The organism is Streptomyces sp. NPDC058459, from assembly GCF_042721685.1.
Classification (GTDB): domain Bacteria; phylum Actinomycetota; class Actinomycetes; order Streptomycetales; family Streptomycetaceae; genus Streptomyces.
Genome location: NZ_JBHXLV010000144.1, coordinates 1 through 16802, shown reverse-complemented (window position 1 = coordinate 16802; position 16802 = coordinate 1). Strand labels below are relative to the sequence as shown.

Genomic DNA, 16802 nt, shown 5'->3' with positions numbered 1-16802 from the left:
CCCTCCGACTTGTCCGCTCGGGCGCTCGTCAGCCCAGGCCGCGCGCGTCCTGCTTCAGCGCGGTGTCCACGGTGAGCGCCGTCGCCACGACGAGGCTCAGCAGCGGCTCGGACAGCGGGCGGTGGATCTGCAGGACGTAGTTGTCCGCCGAGGTGAACAGCGTCTTGGCCAGACCTTCCCAGGTCTTGGTGATACGGGCGATCTCGGTGCCCTCGTGGTCCACGATGGCGAAGTTCCAGGCCCGCCAGTTCTCCGCCTTGATCGCGCCGACCTGGTGGCCGTCCACGTTCATGGCGAAGTCGATCTTCCCGATCATGTTCTGCTGGACGATCTCACCGACCTGCGAACCGTCCGGACGGGCCACCAGCACCCGCGACTTGAAGATCTTCGCCGGCCGGGTCAGCAGCAGTCGCGGCTGCCCCTGGGCGTCCCGGACCTCCAGCCGGTGGGTGAGGTACTGGTCCAGGCTGGAGACGAGGCGCAGGATCTTCCGGAGCACGCCCTGCCCGACCTAGGCCACGGAACCCAGGTCCCGGCCGTTCTGGTCCATCACCTTGTACTCGTTGGTCAGCTCGATGAGCTTGGCCTTCTGGTTCACCACCAGGACGGGCTCGGTGAAAAGGGTGCCGCCGGGCGTCCCGTTCGCGTCGGGGTACGAGCCTGCGGGAATGTTCGATTGCGTGGTCACCGGGGCACCTTATCGTGGCTTGATCTGTACCTGATCAATTTGTCTCCGTCAGGAGGTCTGGTACGCCTCCACCTCGCTCAACTGCCCCGCCGGCCAGCCGGTGTTGCCGGTGACGGTCAGCGGCAGACGGCGCAGACTGGTGCCGCTCGGGAGGGACACCGTGACGGTGTTGCCGCTCGCCGGGTCGAAGCGGTGGCCCTGGGCGCCGGACACGGTGGTGAACGACGAGCCGTCGGTGCTCCCCTGCACGGCGATGGTCTGGGTGCGGGCGCCCAACGCCGGGGACGGGGGCAGCTTCAGGACGAGCCGGCGGACCGGGTAGGCGGACCCGAGGTCGGCCGTCCAGGACTGCGGGAAGGCGTTGTTGGCCGACTCCCAGTAGCTGTTCGCGTCCCCGTCGGCCGCCCTGCCGGGGGTGTAGACGTCCTGGGAGCCGGTGCGGGGTGGGGCGGCTCAGGCACGCAGCCAGACCGCCGTGTCCTGCGGCAGCCGGCCCGTCTCGTCCAGGGGGCCGCTGCTGAGCAGGAGTGCGGAGTGCGCGGGCAGTTCGGCGGGTGCGGCGGCGAGGTTCAGCACGCACACGGCGCCGTCCGCGCGGGCGAAGGCGAGGACACCCTCGGGGGCGGGGAGCCAGGTCAGCGGGGAGTCGCCGAAAGCGGGACGGGTGGCGAGGGCCGCGCGGTACAGGGCGAGCATGGAGTGCGGGTCGCGCGCCTGCCGGTCGGCCGCGTACGCCGTCCAGCCAGCCGGCTGCGGCAGCCAGGGCTCGCCGCGCGAGCCGAACCCCGCGTACGGGGCGTCGGCGGTCCAGGGCAGCGGGACCCGGCAGCCGTCCCGGCCAGGGTCGGTGCCGCCCGAGCGGTGGTGCATCGGGTCCTCGATCCGGTCCACCGGGACGTCCGCCTCCGGCAGCCCCAGCTCCTCCCCCTGGTAGAGGTAGACCGAGCCGGGCAGGGCGAGGGAGAGCAGGGCGGCGGCGCGGGCGCGCCGGGTGCCGAGCGCGAGGTCGGTGGGGGTGCCGAACGCCTTGGCGGCGAAGTCGAACCCGGTGTCGGTACGGCCGTAGCGGGTGACGGTACGGGTGATGTCGTGGTTGCACAGCACCCAGGTGGCGGGCGCGCCCACGGGCGCGTGCTCGGCGAGGGTGGAGTCGATGGCCGCGCGCAGCCGGCCGGCGTCCCAGGGGCAGGACAGGAAGGCGAAGTTGAAGGCGGTGTGCAGTTCGTCGGAGCGGAGGTAGCGGGCGAAACGCTCGGCGTCGGGAAGCCAGACCTCGCCGACGAACACACCGCCGTACTCGTCGGCGACCGCGCGCCAGGAGCGGTAGACGTCGTGGAGTTCGTCGCGGTCGACGAAGGGGTGCGGGTCGGGGGCCCCGGCGAGGTCGGGGAGACCGGGGTCTTTCGCGAGCAGGGCGGCGGAGTCGATGCGGACGCCCGCGACACCGCGCTCGAACCAGAAGCGCAGGATGTCCTCGTGCTCGCGGTGGACGGCCGGGTGGGCCCAGTTGAGGTCGGGCTGCTCGGGGGTGAACAGGTGCAGGTACCAGTCGCCGTCCGGCAGCCGGGTCCACACCGGTTCGGTGGAGCCGACGAACTGCGACGGCCAGTCGTTGGGCGGGAGTTCGCCGTGCGCACCGCGTCCGGGGCGGAAGTGGAACAGTTCGCGCTCGGGGCTGCCGGGCCCGGCGGCGAGCGCGGCCCGGAACCAGGGGTGCTGGTCGGAGACGTGGTTGGGCACGATGTCGATGATGGTGCGGATGCCCAGCTCACGGGCCTCGGCGATGAGCTTCTCGGCCTCGGCGAGGGTGCCGAACGCGGGGTCGATCGTGCGGTAGTCGGCGACGTCGTAGCCGCCGTCCTTCATCGGGGACAGGTACCAGGGGTTGAACCACAGGGCGTCCACGCCGAGTTCGGCGAGGTAGGGCAGTCGGGCGCGGACTCCGGCGAGGTCTCCGGTGCCGTCGCCGTCGCCGTCCGCGAAGCTGCGCACGTACACCTGGTAGATGACGGCCGAGCGCCACCAGTCGGCCTGCCTGCGGGCATGGGTGGGCTGTGCCACGGTGCGTGCCCTTTCTGTCGAGTGTGTCGAGGGGGCCGGTCAGCCCTTGGTGCTGCCCGCGCCGATCCCGGCGATGATGTGCCGCTGGAACACGAGGAAGAGCGCCACCATGGGGATGCTGGCGATCACCATGGCCGCGACGAGCACGGTGAGCTGGATGTTCTGCGACAACTGGACCAGGGCCACACTGATCGGCTGCTTGCCGGTGTCGGAGAAGACCATCAGCGGCCACAGGAAGTCCTGCCAGACGGCGACCAGCGCGAAGATGGACACCACCCCGAGCACCGGCCGGGACATGGGCAGCACGACCGACCACAGGGTGCGCAGCTTTCCCGCGCCGTCGATCTCGGCGGCCTCCAGCACATCGCGGGGCAACTGGTCGAAGAACCGCTTGAGCAGATACAGGTTGAAGGCGTTGGCCACGGCCGGCAGCCAGATGCCGAGCGGGTCGTTGAGCAGGCTGGTGTGGATCAGCGGCAGGTCGGCCGCCGTCAGGTACTTCGGTACGACGAGCGCCTGCGCCGGCACCATCAGGGTGGCGAGGATGCCGCCGAGGACCACCTTGCCGAAGGCGGGCTTCAGCTTGGACAGGGCGTAGGCGGCGGCCGTGCAGAACACCAGCTGGAAGGCCCAGGCGCCGGCCGCCTGCACCACGGTGTTCCACAGGTGCCGCGGAAGTTGCATCAGGTCCCAGGCGTCGGTGTAGCCGCTGAACCGCCAGTGCCCGGGGACGAGGGCGGGCGGGGTACGGGCGATCTCGTCCGGCGACTTCATCGCGCCGGACGCCATCCAGTACACCGGGAACAGGAAGGCGAGCGCGAAGACGACGACGACGGCCGTGAACACCGTCCAGTACAGGGCCTTGCCGCGCGGACGGGCGAGGGTGGCCGGGGAGATGAGGGTCCGGGTACTCATGTGCCCTCCTCGGTACGGGCGTTCACGCGTCCCCCTCGGTACGGGTGAGGCGGAGGTAGAGGGCGGAGAAGGCGCCGAGCAGCGCGAGCAGCATGACGCTGAGGGCGCAGGCCCCGCCGAAGTCGTTGTAGAGGAAGGCGTACTTGTAGATCAGGTAGAGCACGGTGACGGTCGTGCTCTCCGGGCCGCCGCCGGTGATCACGAAGGGCTCGGTGAACACCTGCATGGTGGCGATGATCTGGAGGAGCATCAGCATCAGGATCACGAACCGGGTCTGCGGGACCGTGACGTGCCGGATGCGCTGGAGCAGGTTCGCCCCGTCGAGTTCGGCTGCCTCGTACAGCTCGCCGGGGATGGACTGGAGGGCGGCGAGGTAGATCAGGACGGTGCCGCCGAGGTTGGCCCAGGTGGCCACGATCACCAGGGAGATGAGCGCGGTGTCGGTGCCGTTGGACCAGTTCGAGGTGGGCAGGTGCAGGGCGCGCAGCGTCTCGTTGGCGAGGCCGGCGCCGGGGTCGTAGAACCACTTCCACAGCAGGGCGCTGACCACGGGCGGGATCATCACCGGGAGGTAGACCACGACCCGGAAGAACGCCTTGGCGTGCCGGAGTTCGTTGAGGACCAGGGCCAGGACGAAGGGGACGGCGAAGCCCAGCAGCAGGGCGAGCAGGGTGAAGGTGAGGGTGTTGCGCCAGGCGGCGCCGAACTCCGGATCGTGCAGGACCCGGCGGAAGTTGGCGGTGCCTACCCACTCGGGCGCGGAGCCCGGTGTGTAGCGCTGGAAGGCGATGACGACGGCGCGGATCGCCGGGTACCAGGAGAACAGGGCGAAGCAGAGCAGACCGCCCAGCAGGAAGCCGTAGGCGCGGACCTGGTCGGCCAGCGCCCGGCGTCCCCGGCCGCCGTCCGCCGGGGACGGGGGCGGGGCCGGCGGGGCGGCGGCCGCGGGGAGCCGCTCGGCCGTCTTCGTCATGGCGCTCAGCCCTGCGCCAGGATGCTGTCGATCTTGCCGGACGCGTCCTTCAGGAGCTGGTCGATGTCCGCGTCCTTCTTGGTGAGCACGGCGGAGACGACACCGTCGAGCACCGAGTAGAGCTGCTGGGCGTGCGGCGGCTCGATCTTCATGTCCAGGCTCTGGTTGCCGTCCAGGAAGGTCTGGTAGTTCTCCACCGGGACGTTGGCGTTGGCCTTCTTGACCTGCTGGTCCTTGGCGTCGGCGGCGCCGGTGAACAGGCGCGGTTCGGGCAGTCCCACGGGTGCGTCGTTCTTCCTGGCGCGGGCGTAGTCGCCCAGGAAGCCGTCTCCGGGGGTCAGGAACATGTGGTCGAGCCACTTCAGGCCGGCGCGGATCTGGGCGGGGCTTGCCTTCTTGTTGAACATGTAGCCGTCGCCGCCGATGAGCGTGCCCTTGCCGCCGGGCATCGGGGCGAGCGCCAGGTCCTTGTAGGAGCCGCCCTTCTCCTTGACCAGGATCGGGATGTTGTCCGGCGCGGAGAGGTACATGCCGAGCTTGCCCGAACCCATCAGCTGCTGGGCGTCGTTGATGACGAGGAGCTGCTTGCTGCCCATCGAGTCGTCCGCCCAGCGCAGGTCGTGCAGGTTCTGGAGGACCGCCTTGCCCTCGGGGGTGTCCACGGTGGCCCTCTTGCCGTCGGCGCTGACGACGTCGCCGCCCTGGGAGTACAGCTCGGCGGTGAAGTGCCAGCCGCCCTGGTTCTGCGCGCTGTAGTCGGCGTAGCCGATGGTGCCGTCGCCGAGTCCGGCGATCTTCCTGGCGGCGGTGCGGACCTCGTCCCAGGTCGCCGGGGGCTTGTCCGGGTCGAGGCCGGCCTTCTGGAAGAGGGCGCGGTTGTAGATCAGCCCCATCGAGTAGCCGGTGCGCGGGATGCCGTAGACCTTGCCGTCCACGGTGTAGATGTCCCGCAGCTGCTTCTGGATGCTGTCGTAGCTCCCCAGTTCCTTGAGGTACGGGGTGAGGTCGGCGGCCTGGTGGATGTCCACCACATGCCGGGCATCGGTGAAGTAGGTGTAGAACACGTCCTCCATCTGGCCGCCGGCGAGCTTGGCGTCGAAGGTCTTGGGGTCCTGGCAGGGGAACGCGTCGTGCGCGACGACGTCGATGTCCGGGTTGGCCTTCTCGAAGGAGGCGGTGTCCTCGTCGAAGAACCGGCGGTCGACCTTGGCGCTCTTGGGCGGCTCGCAGTTGACGGTGATGCGGGTCTTGCCGCCCGCCGAGCTGTCGTCGTCCGAGCCGCAGGCTGCTGCGGTGAGGGCGAGCGAGGAACAGACGCCGATCGCGGCGACGGTACGGCGGAACCCGGTGCTTCTCATCGGTGGACCCCTCAAGGCAGGAGCGGTGGGCGCCGCACACTCAAGCACCGACGACACCCAGCCGCAAGATGTCGCGCGGAATCTGTAATTATTTGACAGCGCGGTGGCCGCAGACGATGTCAGTCGCGCGGGGCTTGCGCGGTGGAGCCCCGGACCACCAGTTCGGGTTCGAACAGCAGCTCCTCGGCGGTCACCGCGGTGCCGCCGATCTGCGCGTTCAGCAGTTCCACCGCGGCGCGGCCCATGGCCTCGATGGGCTGGCGCACGGTGGTCAGCGGGGGCTCGGTGCAGTTCATGAACGCCGAGTCGTCGTAACCGACGACGGAGATCCGGCCCGGTACGTCGAGCCCCCTCCGCCGGGCGGCCCGCACCGCGCCGAGGGCGAGGGGGTCGCTGGCGCAGATGATCCCGGTGACGCCCCGGTCGATCAGCCGGGAGGCGGCGGCGTGGCCGCCCTCGATGGAGAAGATGGCGCGGGCCACCCGGTCGTCCGGCAGGTCGCCGGCCAGCGCACGGGCGGCGGCGAGTTTGCGGGCCGAGGGGATGTGGTCGTCGGGGCCGAGGACCAGGCCGATGCGCTCGTGACCTAGGGAGGCCAGATGGCGCCACGCCTGTTCGACGGCGACCGTGTCGTCGCAGGAGACGCCGGGGAAGCCGAGGTGCTCTATGGCCGCGTTGACCAGCACGACCGGGATGCTCCGGTCGGCGAGGCGGCGGTAGTGGTCGTGCGGGGCGTCGGCCTGGGCGTACAGCCCGCCGGCGAAGACCACGCCGGAGACCTGCTGCTGGAGGAGGAGTTCGACGTAGTCGGCCTCCGAGACGCCGCCCTTGGTCTGGGTGCACAGCACCGGGGTCAGCCCGAGCTGGGCGAGCGCGCCACCGATGACCTCGGCGAACGCCGGGAAGATCGGGTTCTGGAGTTCCGGCAGGACGAGACCGACCAGGCGGGCGCGCTCCCCGCGCAACTGGGTGGGGCGCTCGTAGCCCAGCACGTCCAGGGCGGTGAGGACCGACTGCCGGGTGGCGTCGGAGACTCCGGGCTTGCCGTTGAGCACCCGGCTGACCGTGGCCTCGCTGACCCCGACCTTCTTCGCCACTTCCGCAAGTCGTCGCGTCATACCCGCAAGTCTAGCGCAAGTCATGCAAACAGCTTGCGTAAGCGTGGAGGTCGTGCCGGGTGTGGATGACCCGGCGCCGTCGATGACCTGAACACCGGCGGGGCCGGGTCAGGTCCAGGGGGTGGGGACGACCGTCAGGTGGGCGCGGCGGGCGGCGGACTGCCGCCGGGGGATCACCGTCAGCCGGCGGTGTCCCAGGTCGCGCAGGAACGGCGGGGTCTCGTCCACCACGCGGCATTCGGCGGTGCCCAGGCGCGGGTCCGGGTGGCGCAGGAGGCGTACGGCGCCGTCGAGCCGGGCCGCGCGCTCGCCGACCGCGTGTATCCAGTACGGCAGGCCCTGCCGGTAGGCGGCCTCCATGATCGGGTCGCGCGCCACGTCCCGGCGTATCGCCTGGAGTTCGTGGTCGTGGCCGTACCCCTCCAGCGCGGTCTTCAGCTGGGCCAGCATCGGCAGGCACCAGCCCGGCTCGTGGTCACCGAGCACGCGGTCCGCGTCGGGGTGGAAGAGGACGAACCGCAGGAAGTTGCCGCCGGGCATCGCGGTGGGGTGGTGCCGCACCTCCCCGAAGAGCGCGGCGAAGGCGTCGTTGGCCAGAACGACGTTCCAGCGGTGGTCCACCACGAGCGAGGGGAACGGGGCAGCCTCCACCACGGCGGCGTAGTCGTCCAGATACGCCCGCGCCTCACAGCTCCCGGGGACGGGCCGGGGTACCGGCCGCCGCCCTCCCGCCTGATGTGCCATCGGGTGGTCACCCCTCTTGCCTCGGCCGCCTGCACGCGGCGCTGCGATCCTGCTGTCCCGACGAGAGCCGTGTCAACTATCGTGGCATTTCATGCCTGTTGACGGCCGAAATCCGCCACAGTTGTGGCGGGACCTGGATGCGAGTTCGTACCACGGGCTACTCTCCGGGATGTTCACGGCGGCCGGGAGTGACATCGCGCCCGATCTCCCGCGGCTCCCCGAAGACGTAGGCCCTTGAGAGACGTAGGAGTTCTGTCGGTGACGGATGGCTACGGGAATCCGGGCGCCTCGGCGACCGCTCAGCTTCCGGCCGTCGTCGCCCGTGTCACCGCGCTCGCCGACCGGCTCGGCGTCCCGCACACCGAGGTCTTCGACACCGACCGGCTCTCGGTCACCAGCGGGGTCCCGGAACCGGTGGTGAAGGCGCTGCTCTGCGGCCGCCCGGCCGGTGAACCGGATGTGCAGGCCCGCTTCCTGCAACGCCTGGACCTGCTGCGCCACACCCGGCTCAAGGCGGGCGGCCGCAGGTACACCCAGCAGGAGATCGCGGACGGCGCGGGCATGTCACGGCAGCAGGCGGGCGCCCTGATCAACGGCGACCGGCGTCCCACGATGGAGCACTGCGACGCGCTCCAGCGGTTCTTCCATGTGCACGCCGGGTTCCTCACCGCGGAGGACCCCGAAGCGCTGGCCGGCGCCTTGCAGCACAGCGAACAGGAGCTGCTCCAGAAGCTGGCGGACCAGGAGCGGGCCGCCTCCGGCGCCGCACAGGACCCGCTGGAACGGCTGCTCCAGGACCACGGGGTGCGCGGGATCGCCTGGCGGGCCGCCCAGCTACCCACGGACCAGCACCGGGACAAGGTCGCGGAGTGGCTGGACATGCTGCTGGAGAGCGTCCGGCAGCCGGGGACGTGAACGCGATGAGGGCGGCGGGCATCGGCAGAGGCATGCGGCGGCTGTGCGCCGAGCTGGTCGGGCAGCTGGACCGGCCAGCTCCCCTGCCGCCCGAGGAGCTGTACCGGTCGCTCTGCTCGACGATGAGCCGCAGACGCGGTCGCCCGGTGCAGTTCCGTACGGCGGTCTTCCCGCCCGGCACGGCCAGCGGGCTGTGGCTGGAAATGAGCGACCGCGATCTGGTCGTGGTGGAGGAACGCACCGCCCCCGACCACCAGTTGGTGATCCTCGGCCATGAGCTGTGGCACCTGCAGGCCGGCCGCACCGGGCACCGGACCGACGGCCCGGAAGTGGGGGTGGCCACCCGGCTGCTCGGGGACGACACCGACCGGGACGCCCTGCGGGCGGCCGTCCACCGGGTCGCCGCGCGTACCCGGTTCGACCAGGGCGAGGAGCGGGACGCGGAGACCTTCGGCCTGCTGCTGGCCAGCAAGTGCCGCACCCGGATGACGGGTTCCTCGCTGAGCGGTCCGGTGCGCCGGGACGGCGTGGCGGGGCGCATCGGTGCCTCGCTCGGGTATCCGGGGCCCCAGGGCTGAGGCGGGCGCGGGCCGTCCGGGCGGTCCCGGGCGGGCCGGAGCGGCGGCGTTGTCAGTGGCGGGCGGCACGCTGGACCCCTGCGTGCCGCGAGGGCCGGCGCGTGGCGCCGGCGTGCGGGAACCGTGCCGCCGGCCGGGGGAGCCGACCGATGCCGACCGCCGTACTGACCGACCGTGAGCGCACCGCACTCCAGGCGTATCTGCGGCTGCTGCACACCGTGCGCGCCACCCTGGACGGCCCGCCGGTGCAGGCCCCGGCCCTGGTGCCGCCGGCCGTGCTGGCGGAGGCCGAACAGGCGCTGGCGGGTGCGGGCCCGGCGGGCAACGAGGACGGGTTCTTCGAGCTGCCGCGCGCCTGGTGCGCCTAGACCCCGGCTCCGGGCGCGGGCACGGCCACCGCCGTGAGGACCAGTCCGTCGCCGGTGCGCCAGCGGCCGTCGAACCCGGTCAGCCGGGCGCCGCCCACCAGGGGGCCGGGCACGAGGAGCCGGGCGTGGAAGGTGCCGCGGTCGCCGTGCCCGGGGACCAGCTCGATGTCCGCCTCGGAGAAGTCCAGCCAGGCGCGGGTGAGCGGGAACCACGCCTTGTACACGGACTCCTTGGCGCTGAACAGCAGCCGGTCGAAGTGCACGCCGGGCCGGGCCGAGACCAGCGCCCGGTGCCGGTCCCGTTCGGCGGCGACCGACACGGCGTCGAAGACGCCCTCCGGCAGCGGTTCGTGCACCTCGGCGTCGATACCGAGGGAGGCCAGCTCACCCGAGCGGGCCAGCGCCGCACCCCGGTAGCCGTCGCAGTGGGTCATGCTGCCGAGCAGGCCGTCCGGCCAGACCGGGGCGCCGCGCTCACCGGTCGGGACCGGCGCGGGCGGCCGGCCGAGCTTCTCCATCGCGCGTCGCGCGCACACGCGTACGGAGGTGAACTCGCGGCGCCGCTTGGCGACCGCGCGGTCCACCAGCGCCCGTTCCTCCGGGTAGAGCGCGGTGTCCGGGTCGTCGTCCGGGCTGCCGAACGACTCCACGACGACCACCGAGTCCGGCAGCAGTTCCTCGATCACCGGTACCCGACCTCCCACGGCAGTGTGCGGCGCGGCACCACGACAGCACACCGGCCGGGGCGCGGGCAAGAGCGGCCGGTCGGGCGGGGCGCGGGGAGGTCGACGCGCCGGGCGAATCCGTAACACGCGCGTTGCACGTACCACTCCGCGCAGGCCGTATGATCGCCCCATCACTCACCGCCCAACACCCCTTCATAGAGGGCGGTTTGGTGTCCCTTCCTTCCTCCTGTCCGGGCGCGGACCGCTGAGTCGTGCCCGAAATCCCCCGAAAGGCGGCCCGCATGGTCTCTCGCGTACGCGTATGGCTCAACCGCACGTACGCGGAGAACGTGTTCTTCATGGATCAGCTGCGGAGAAACCCGAGCGACCGGGCCGTGGAGATCCACGCGACCCACGGTGACCCGGACTCCCCCGTGCTGGCCGCCGCCGACACCGCCGCGCTGGAGCCGGAGGGGCTGTCCCCGGCCGGGTATGCCGAGTACGCGCTCGACCAGTGCGCCCGGCGTGGCATCGATGTCTTCGTCCCCCGGCTGCACCAGTCCGCGATCGTGGCCCACCGCGCCGACTTCGCGGCGGCGGGTACGGCTCTGCTGGCGCCGACGCCGGAGGCGGTGGCGGTGTTCGAGGACAAGGTGACCGCGTACGAGGCGGTCCGCTCGGTGGGCGTACCGGTGCCGCCGTGGTTCCGGGTCCGCACGGCCGAGGAACTCATCGCCTCGGTGGAGGAGTTGGAGGAGGCCGGGCACCGGGCGTGCTTCAAGCCCGCGAGCGGTGCGGGCGGGGTCGGCTTCCGGATGATCACCCGTGCGCCGTTCTCGCTGGCGCAGCTGAGCGGCTTCCCGAGCCCGTACGTACAGCTGGACCTCGCCGTGGCCGCGCTGCGGGAGGCCGAGGAGCCGGTGGACCTGCTGGTGATGCCGAGGCTGGAGCAGCCCGAGGTGTCGGTGGACTGCCTGACCGGCACGGACAACCGGACCCGGCTGCTGGTGGGCCGCACCAAGAACGGCCGGCGCCGCGGCTTCACCCTGGACGAGCGCTGGCTCGCCCCGGCCCGGCTGATCGCGGAGGGCTTCGGACTGCATTACCTGTCCAACATCCAGTTCCGCATGCTGGGCGACCGGCCGGTGCTGCTCGACGTCAACACCCGGCCGGCCGGCGGACTGCACCAGCTCTCCCTGTGCGGGGTCAACGCCCCCTGGGCGGCTGTGCAGCTGGCGCTGGGCGAGGACCCCGGCACCGTCGAGCCGCCGTTCCTGGGCCAGGACTACGCCGTGGTCTCCGGACCGCGCCCGCTGGGCTCGCCGACCCTCACCGAGCAGGAGCCCGAGGGCTCCGGGGAGGCAGCGGTGTGCCTGCCCGCGCCCACTGCCCCGCTCACCGCGCCGGCCGCAACGGGAGCCCCGCTGCCGCTGTAGCGACGCCGCACCCTCCCGGTATGGACCGATCCCGTGCTGTCCCTTGACAGCTGGATTGGTCCATACCATTTTGGAGGACGACCCTCGCACCCTCGCACCCCCGCACCCCCGCACCCCCGCACCCCCCTCATGCTCGTCCTGCACTTCCCGCACCCCGGTGCACTCCCGAACACCCCCATACCATCAGGGAGATCGCGTGCGACACCTTCCCGGGCGTCCCAGACGCCGGCTTCTCGCCCTGCTCGGCTCCGCCGCCCTGGCGCTCGGCGGGGCCGTCGCCCTGCCGGGCACCGCCCAGGCGGCCAACGTGCTCACCGATCCCGGCTTCGAGTCGGGCGGCCTGTCCCTGTGGACCTGTTCGGGCAACCTCGGCTCGGTCGTCTCCTCCCCGGTGCACGGCGGCTCCAAGGCGCTTCAGGGCGCCGTGAGTTCGAGCGACAACGCGCAGTGCGAGCAGACCGTCGCCGTCAAGCCGAACACCGCGTACACCCTCAGCGGCTGGGTCCGCGGCTCGTACGTCTACCTCGGGGTGGACGGCGGTGCCTCCACCTGGACCTCGTCCCCCTCGGCGTACAGCCGGCTCAGCGTCTCCTTCACCACCGGCGCCTCACAGACCAGCGCCAAGGTGTACGTGCACGGCTGGTACGCGCAGGGCTCCTACCAGGCCGACGACATCAGCCTGGACGGGCCGGGCGGCGGAGGCGGCGGCGACACCCAGGCGCCTAGCACCCCGGGCGGCCTCACGTCGACCGGCAAGACCTCCTCCAGCGTCTCGCTGAAGTGGAACGCGGCGACCGACAACGTGGGTGTCACCGCGTACGACATCTACAGCGGCGCCGACCAGGTGCTCAGCGTGTCCGGCACCACGGCCACGGTCAGCGGGCTGTCGGCGAGCACGGCGTACACCTTCACCGTGAAGGCGCGGGACGCGGCCGGGAACACCTCCGGGGCCTCCGGCGCCGTCAGCGTGACGACCAGCGCGGGTTCGGGCGGCGGCACCGGCTTCAAGCAGGCCGCGCCGTACCTGTTCGAGGGCTGGGGCGATCCGCCGAACCCGGCGACGGTGATGAACGCGACCGGGGTGAAGTGGTTCACCATGGCGTTCGTGCTGGACTCCGGCGGCTGCAACCCGTCCTGGGACGGCAGCCGGCCGCTGACCGGCGGGGCGGACCAGAGTGCGATCAACCAGATCCGTTCGGCGGGCGGTGACATCGTGCCGTCGTTCGGCGGCTGGCAGGGCAGCAAGCTCGGTGCCAACTGCTCCTCGGCGGGCGCGCTGGCGGGCGCGCTCCAGAAGGTGATCGACGCCTACTCGCTGAAATCGATCGACATGGACATCGAGAACACGGACGAGTTCGAGAACGAGGCCGTGCAGGCGAAGATCCTCACCGCGCTGAAGACGGTCAAGGCGAACAACCCCGGCCTGAAGACCATCGTCACCTTCGGCACCACGACCACCGGCCCGACCTACTACGGCAACCGGCTCATCGAGCAGGCGAAGTCGATCGGCGCCGACATCGACGTGTTCACGATCATGCCGTTCGACTTCGGCGGCGGCGCGGACATGTACGGCAACACGGTCAACGCGGCCGAGGGGCTGAAGACCAAGCTGAAGTCGACCTTCGGCTGGGACGACGCCACCGCGTACTCCCACCTCGGCATCTCGGGCATGAACGGCCTCTCCGACCAGCAGGAGAACACGACGCCGGAGACCTGGACGAAGATCCGCGACTGGAGCAACGCGCACCACATCGCCCGGCTCGCCTACTGGGCGGTCAACCGGGACCGGCCCTGCGCCGGCGGTGGCGTGGTGAGCAACTGCTCCGGTATCGACCAGAGCACCTGGCAGTTCACGTCGATCACGGCCGGCTTCACCGGCTGAGCCTCGTACGACCCGCGTGGGGGGCCGCTCGGCGGAGCGGCCCCCCACCCGTGTTCACCTCAGATACGCCAGCTCGGGGTGGGCGGCGGTGTAACCGTCGACCAGCCTCCGGGCCACGTTGACCGAGTCGACAAGGGGGTGCAGCGCGAACGCCTTCACCGCCGTCTCCCGCGACCCCGACTCCGCGGCGGCCAGCACCTCCCGCTCGACCGCCTTCACCGAGCAGACCAGACCGGTGGCGTGTCCGGGCAGCGGGTCCGTGGCCAGCGGGTGCGCGCCGTCCGCGCCGACCAGGCAGGGCACCTCGATCACCGCGTCGGCGTCCAGCGCGGCAAGCGTGGAGCGGTTGCGGACGTTGAGGATCAGGGTGGTGCGCTCGTCGCGGGCGACGGCCCGCATCAGCGCCAGCGCCACCTGCTCGTAGCCGCCCGACAGATCCTCCTCCTCGCGCTCCCCGGCCCCGGCACTCTCCCGGTTCTCCGCCATGTACGTGGCCTCGCGCTCGGCGCGGGTGTCCTGCCAGGCCCGCAGCGCGGACCCGCCGGGGCGCAGCGCGTCCTCGTAGAACCGGGACTGCTGGTCGCGCAGGAAGGCACCCCGGGTCCGCTCGGCCTCCTGGTAGGCGCGGACGGTCTCGCGGTTGAAGTAGTAGTAGTGCAGGTATTCGTTGGGGACCGCGCCGAGTGAGCGCAGCCACTCCGGGCCGAACAGCCGGCCCTCCTCGAAGGAGCCGAGCCGGTCCGGGTCGGCCAGCAGGCGCGGCAGTTCGTCCCGGCCGGCGACGCGCAGGCCGCGTACCCAGCCGAGGTGGTTGAGGCCGACGTAGTCCACGAACGCCTCGCGCGGGTCGGCGCCCAGGGCGCGGGCGACGCGGCGGCCGAGGCCGACCGGGGAGTCGCAGATGCCGATGACCCGGTCCCCGAGGTGCCGCGACATGGCCTCGGTGACCAGGCCGGCCGGGTTGGTGAAGGTGATGACCCAGGCACCGGGCGCGAGTCGGGCCACCCGCCGGGCGATGTCGACGGCGACGGGCACCGTCCGCAGCCCGTAGGCGATACCCCCGGCGCCCACCGTCTCCTGCCCGAGCACCCCCTCGGCCAGCGCCACCCGCTCGTCCTCGGCCCGCCCGCGCAGCCCGCCGACCCGGATCGCGGAGAACACGAAGTCGGCCCCCCGCAGCGCCTCGTCCAGGTCGCCGGTGGCCCGTACGGCGGGTGTGTCCGGCACCCCGGCTGCCTGCTCGGCCAGCACCCGGGTCACGGCGTCCAGCCGGGCGGTGTCCACGTCGTACAGCACGACCTCGCGCACCCGGCCCTCGCCGCGGTCGGCGAGCAGCGCGCCGTACACGAGCGGCACGCGGAACCCGCCGCCGCCGAGAATCGTCAGCCTCATGCCTCACCCTTTCCGGCCGCCTGGTCCGATCATGGCATGCGGGGCCGGGCGGGCAGGCGGGGTGGCGGGTGCCGCCGGGCAGGCGATCTGCACCGGTAAGCACGCCTTCACGCAGTGAACTCCCCACGCCGGTAAGGACTTTCCCTGCTTCAACCCTTGACGTCCGCAGGAGCGGGGAGCAGATTGTGCGCACCTTGAGAGCGCTCTCAAGAGGCTCACAGGGCCCCCCGCACCTCATCCCGTACCCCGGAAGGCACCCCCATGAGTGAAACCTCCGGTACCTCCCCGACCGGTGGCAGACAGCGGCGTTCCGTCCGGCGGGCGCTGGTCGCCGCCCTCGGCACGCTGGGCCTCGCGGCCGTGACCGCCCTCGCGGCCATCGGCCCCGCCGACGCCTCCGCCCCCACACCGCCGTCCGGCTGGACCCAGGTGTTCCTTGACGACTTCAACGGCTCGGCGGGCTCCGGTGTCAACACCGCCAACTGGCAGTACGACACCGGGACCTCGTATCCGGGCGGCGCCGCCAACTGGGGCACCGGCGAGGTCGAGACGATGACGGACAGCACCAGTAACGTCGCGCTCGACGGCAACGGCAACCTGCAGATCACCCCGCGCCGCGACTCCTCGGGCCGCTGGACCTCAGGCCGTATCGAGACCAACCGGACCGACTTCCAGCCCCCGGCGGGCGGCAAGCTGCGGGTGCAGTCGCGCATCCAGATGCCGAACGTCACGGGCGCGGCTGCCAAGGGCTACTGGCCGGCGTTCTGGGCGCTGGGAGCGCCGTACCGGGGCAACTACCAGAACTGGCCGGGCGTCGGCGAGCTGGACATCATGGAGAACGTCCAGGGCCTGAACACCGTCTGGTCCACGCTCCACTGCGGCACCAACCCGGGCGGTCCCTGCAACGAGACCACGGGCGTGGGCAATTCCGTGGCCTGCCCCGGCAGCACCTGCCAGTCCGCGTTCCACACCTACGCGATGGAGTGGGACCGCTCGACCTCCGTCGAGGAGATCCGCTTCTACGTCGACGGGGTCAACCTGCACACGGTGCGGGCGAACCAGTTCGACGCCGCGACCTGGAACAACGCCACGAAGCACGGCTACTTCCTCATCCTCAACGTGGCGATGGGCGGCGGCTTCCCGGGCGCCTTCGGCGGCGGCCCCTACGCCGACACCGAGCCGGGCCACCCGATGACCGTGGACTACGTCCAGGTGCTCCAGTCCGGCAACGGCGGCGGCACCACTCCCCCGCCCACCGGCAACCGCGACGCCTACGGCACCATCCAGGCCGAGTCCTACGACGGCCAGTCCGGCGTCAACACCGAGACCACCACGGACACCGGCGGCGGCCAGAACCTCAGCTACGTCGCAGGCGGTGACTGGGCGCAGTACAAGGGCGTCAACTTCGGCTCCACGCCCGCCACCCAGTTCAAGGCCCGCGTCGCCAGTGGGGCGGCGTCCGGGGTGGGCGGTCTGGTGGAGGTACGGCTCGACAGCCGGTCCAACGCCCCCATCGGCAGCTTCTCGTTGTCCGGCACCGGCGGCTGGCAGAACTGGCAGACCGTCCCGGCCAACATCAGCGGGGTCACCGGGACCCACGACGTCTATCTCACCTTCACCAGCGGCCAGCCGGCCGACTTCGTGAACGTGAACTGGTTCAGCTTCGCGCACTGACGGAAAGCGGGCGGCGGCGTCGGGCTCACAGGGCC

The 16802-nt window shown here is 71.6% G+C and carries 14 protein-coding genes and 2 pseudogenes; 6 read left to right on the top strand and 10 right to left on the bottom strand.

What is annotated here, in order from left to right; all coding sequences use genetic code 11:
- Window positions 1-28 precede the first annotated feature (28 nt).
- The 8 genes and pseudogenes from ACFWN1_RS23250 to ACFWN1_RS23215 form a co-directional block, all read right to left on the bottom strand.
- A pseudogene (locus ACFWN1_RS23250) lies at window positions 29-640 on the bottom strand (LURP-one-related/scramblase family protein); the annotation flags it as partial.
- A gap of 96 nt (window positions 641-736) precedes the next feature.
- Window positions 737-1126 (bottom strand): annotated as a pseudogene (locus ACFWN1_RS23245) (discoidin domain-containing protein); the annotation flags it as partial.
- 15 nt (window positions 1127-1141) lie between these two features.
- On the bottom strand, window positions 1142-2749 hold the full coding sequence (locus tag ACFWN1_RS23240; protein ID WP_384365075.1) for a glycoside hydrolase family 13 protein: 1608 nt from the start codon (window positions 2747-2749) through the stop codon (window positions 1142-1144).
- A 39-nt stretch (window positions 2750-2788) separates the two neighbouring features.
- Window positions 2789-3664 carry a carbohydrate ABC transporter permease gene (locus ACFWN1_RS23235; RefSeq protein ID WP_384365072.1) on the bottom strand — a complete coding sequence of 292 codons (876 nt, stop codon included), beginning with the start codon at window positions 3662-3664 and terminating at the stop codon, window positions 2789-2791.
- A 22-nt stretch (window positions 3665-3686) separates the two neighbouring features.
- Window positions 3687-4637: a carbohydrate ABC transporter permease gene (locus ACFWN1_RS23230; RefSeq protein ID WP_384365069.1), complete on the bottom strand. Its 951-nt coding sequence runs from the start codon at window positions 4635-4637 to the stop codon at window positions 3687-3689.
- A gap of 5 nt (window positions 4638-4642) precedes the next feature.
- Entirely contained in the window at window positions 4643-5995 is a 1353-nt protein-coding gene (locus tag ACFWN1_RS23225) for an ABC transporter substrate-binding protein (RefSeq protein ID WP_384365066.1), read from the bottom strand.
- Window positions 5996-6114: 119 nt separating this feature from the next.
- Window positions 6115-7113 carry a LacI family DNA-binding transcriptional regulator gene (locus ACFWN1_RS23220; RefSeq protein ID WP_384365063.1) on the bottom strand — a complete coding sequence of 333 codons (999 nt, stop codon included), beginning with the start codon at window positions 7111-7113 and terminating at the stop codon, window positions 6115-6117.
- 108 nt (window positions 7114-7221) lie between these two features.
- On the bottom strand, window positions 7222-7857 hold the full coding sequence (locus ACFWN1_RS23215; protein WP_384365060.1) for a PAS domain-containing protein: 636 nt from the start codon (window positions 7855-7857) through the stop codon (window positions 7222-7224).
- Between the two features lie 258 nt (window positions 7858-8115).
- Between ACFWN1_RS23215 and ACFWN1_RS23210 the strand changes: the two genes are divergently transcribed.
- The 3 genes from ACFWN1_RS23210 to ACFWN1_RS23200 all read left to right on the top strand — a co-directional run bounded on the left by ACFWN1_RS23210 (window position 8116) and on the right by ACFWN1_RS23200 (window position 9718).
- Window positions 8116-8772: a helix-turn-helix domain-containing protein gene (locus ACFWN1_RS23210; protein ID WP_384365057.1), complete on the top strand. Its 657-nt coding sequence runs from the start codon at window positions 8116-8118 to the stop codon at window positions 8770-8772.
- A gap of 32 nt (window positions 8773-8804) precedes the next feature.
- The gene (locus ACFWN1_RS23205; RefSeq protein WP_384365078.1) at window positions 8805-9350 is read left to right on the top strand and encodes a toxin-antitoxin system, toxin component; all 546 of its coding nucleotides are present in this window, start codon (window positions 8805-8807) and stop codon (window positions 9348-9350) included.
- Between the two features lie 149 nt (window positions 9351-9499).
- Window positions 9500-9718, top strand: a complete 219-nt coding sequence (locus tag ACFWN1_RS23200) for a hypothetical protein (RefSeq protein ID WP_384365055.1) — start codon at window positions 9500-9502, stop codon at window positions 9716-9718.
- Here the strand turns inward: ACFWN1_RS23200 and ACFWN1_RS23195 are convergent.
- On the bottom strand, window positions 9715-10404 hold the full coding sequence (locus ACFWN1_RS23195; protein ID WP_384365052.1) for a 4'-phosphopantetheinyl transferase: 690 nt from the start codon (window positions 10402-10404) through the stop codon (window positions 9715-9717). The two genes, ACFWN1_RS23200 and ACFWN1_RS23195, sit on opposite strands and share 4 nt — an antisense overlap.
- 281 nt (window positions 10405-10685) lie before the next feature.
- On the opposite strand from ACFWN1_RS23195, the gene ACFWN1_RS23190 reads away from it, so the two are divergent.
- Together ACFWN1_RS23190 and ACFWN1_RS23185 are read left to right on the top strand one after the other, a co-directional pair.
- A complete protein-coding gene (locus ACFWN1_RS23190; RefSeq protein ID WP_384365049.1) occupies window positions 10686-11819 on the top strand; it encodes an ATP-grasp domain-containing protein in 1134 nt (377 codons plus the stop codon).
- Between the two features lie 196 nt (window positions 11820-12015).
- The gene (locus ACFWN1_RS23185; protein ID WP_384365046.1) at window positions 12016-13701 is read left to right on the top strand and encodes a carbohydrate binding domain-containing protein; all 1686 of its coding nucleotides are present in this window, start codon (window positions 12016-12018) and stop codon (window positions 13699-13701) included.
- Window positions 13702-13755: 54 nt separating this feature from the next.
- Here ACFWN1_RS23185 and ACFWN1_RS23180 read toward each other — a convergent pair whose 3' ends face one another.
- The gene (locus ACFWN1_RS23180; RefSeq protein WP_384365043.1) at window positions 13756-15093 is read right to left on the bottom strand and encodes a 6-phospho-beta-glucosidase; all 1338 of its coding nucleotides are present in this window, start codon (window positions 15091-15093) and stop codon (window positions 13756-13758) included.
- A 261-nt stretch (window positions 15094-15354) separates the two neighbouring features.
- Between ACFWN1_RS23180 and ACFWN1_RS23175 the strand changes: the two genes are divergently transcribed.
- Window positions 15355-16767, top strand: a complete 1413-nt coding sequence (locus ACFWN1_RS23175) for a glycoside hydrolase family 16 protein (protein WP_384365041.1) — start codon at window positions 15355-15357, stop codon at window positions 16765-16767.
- Window positions 16768-16802: the final 35 nt, after the last annotated feature.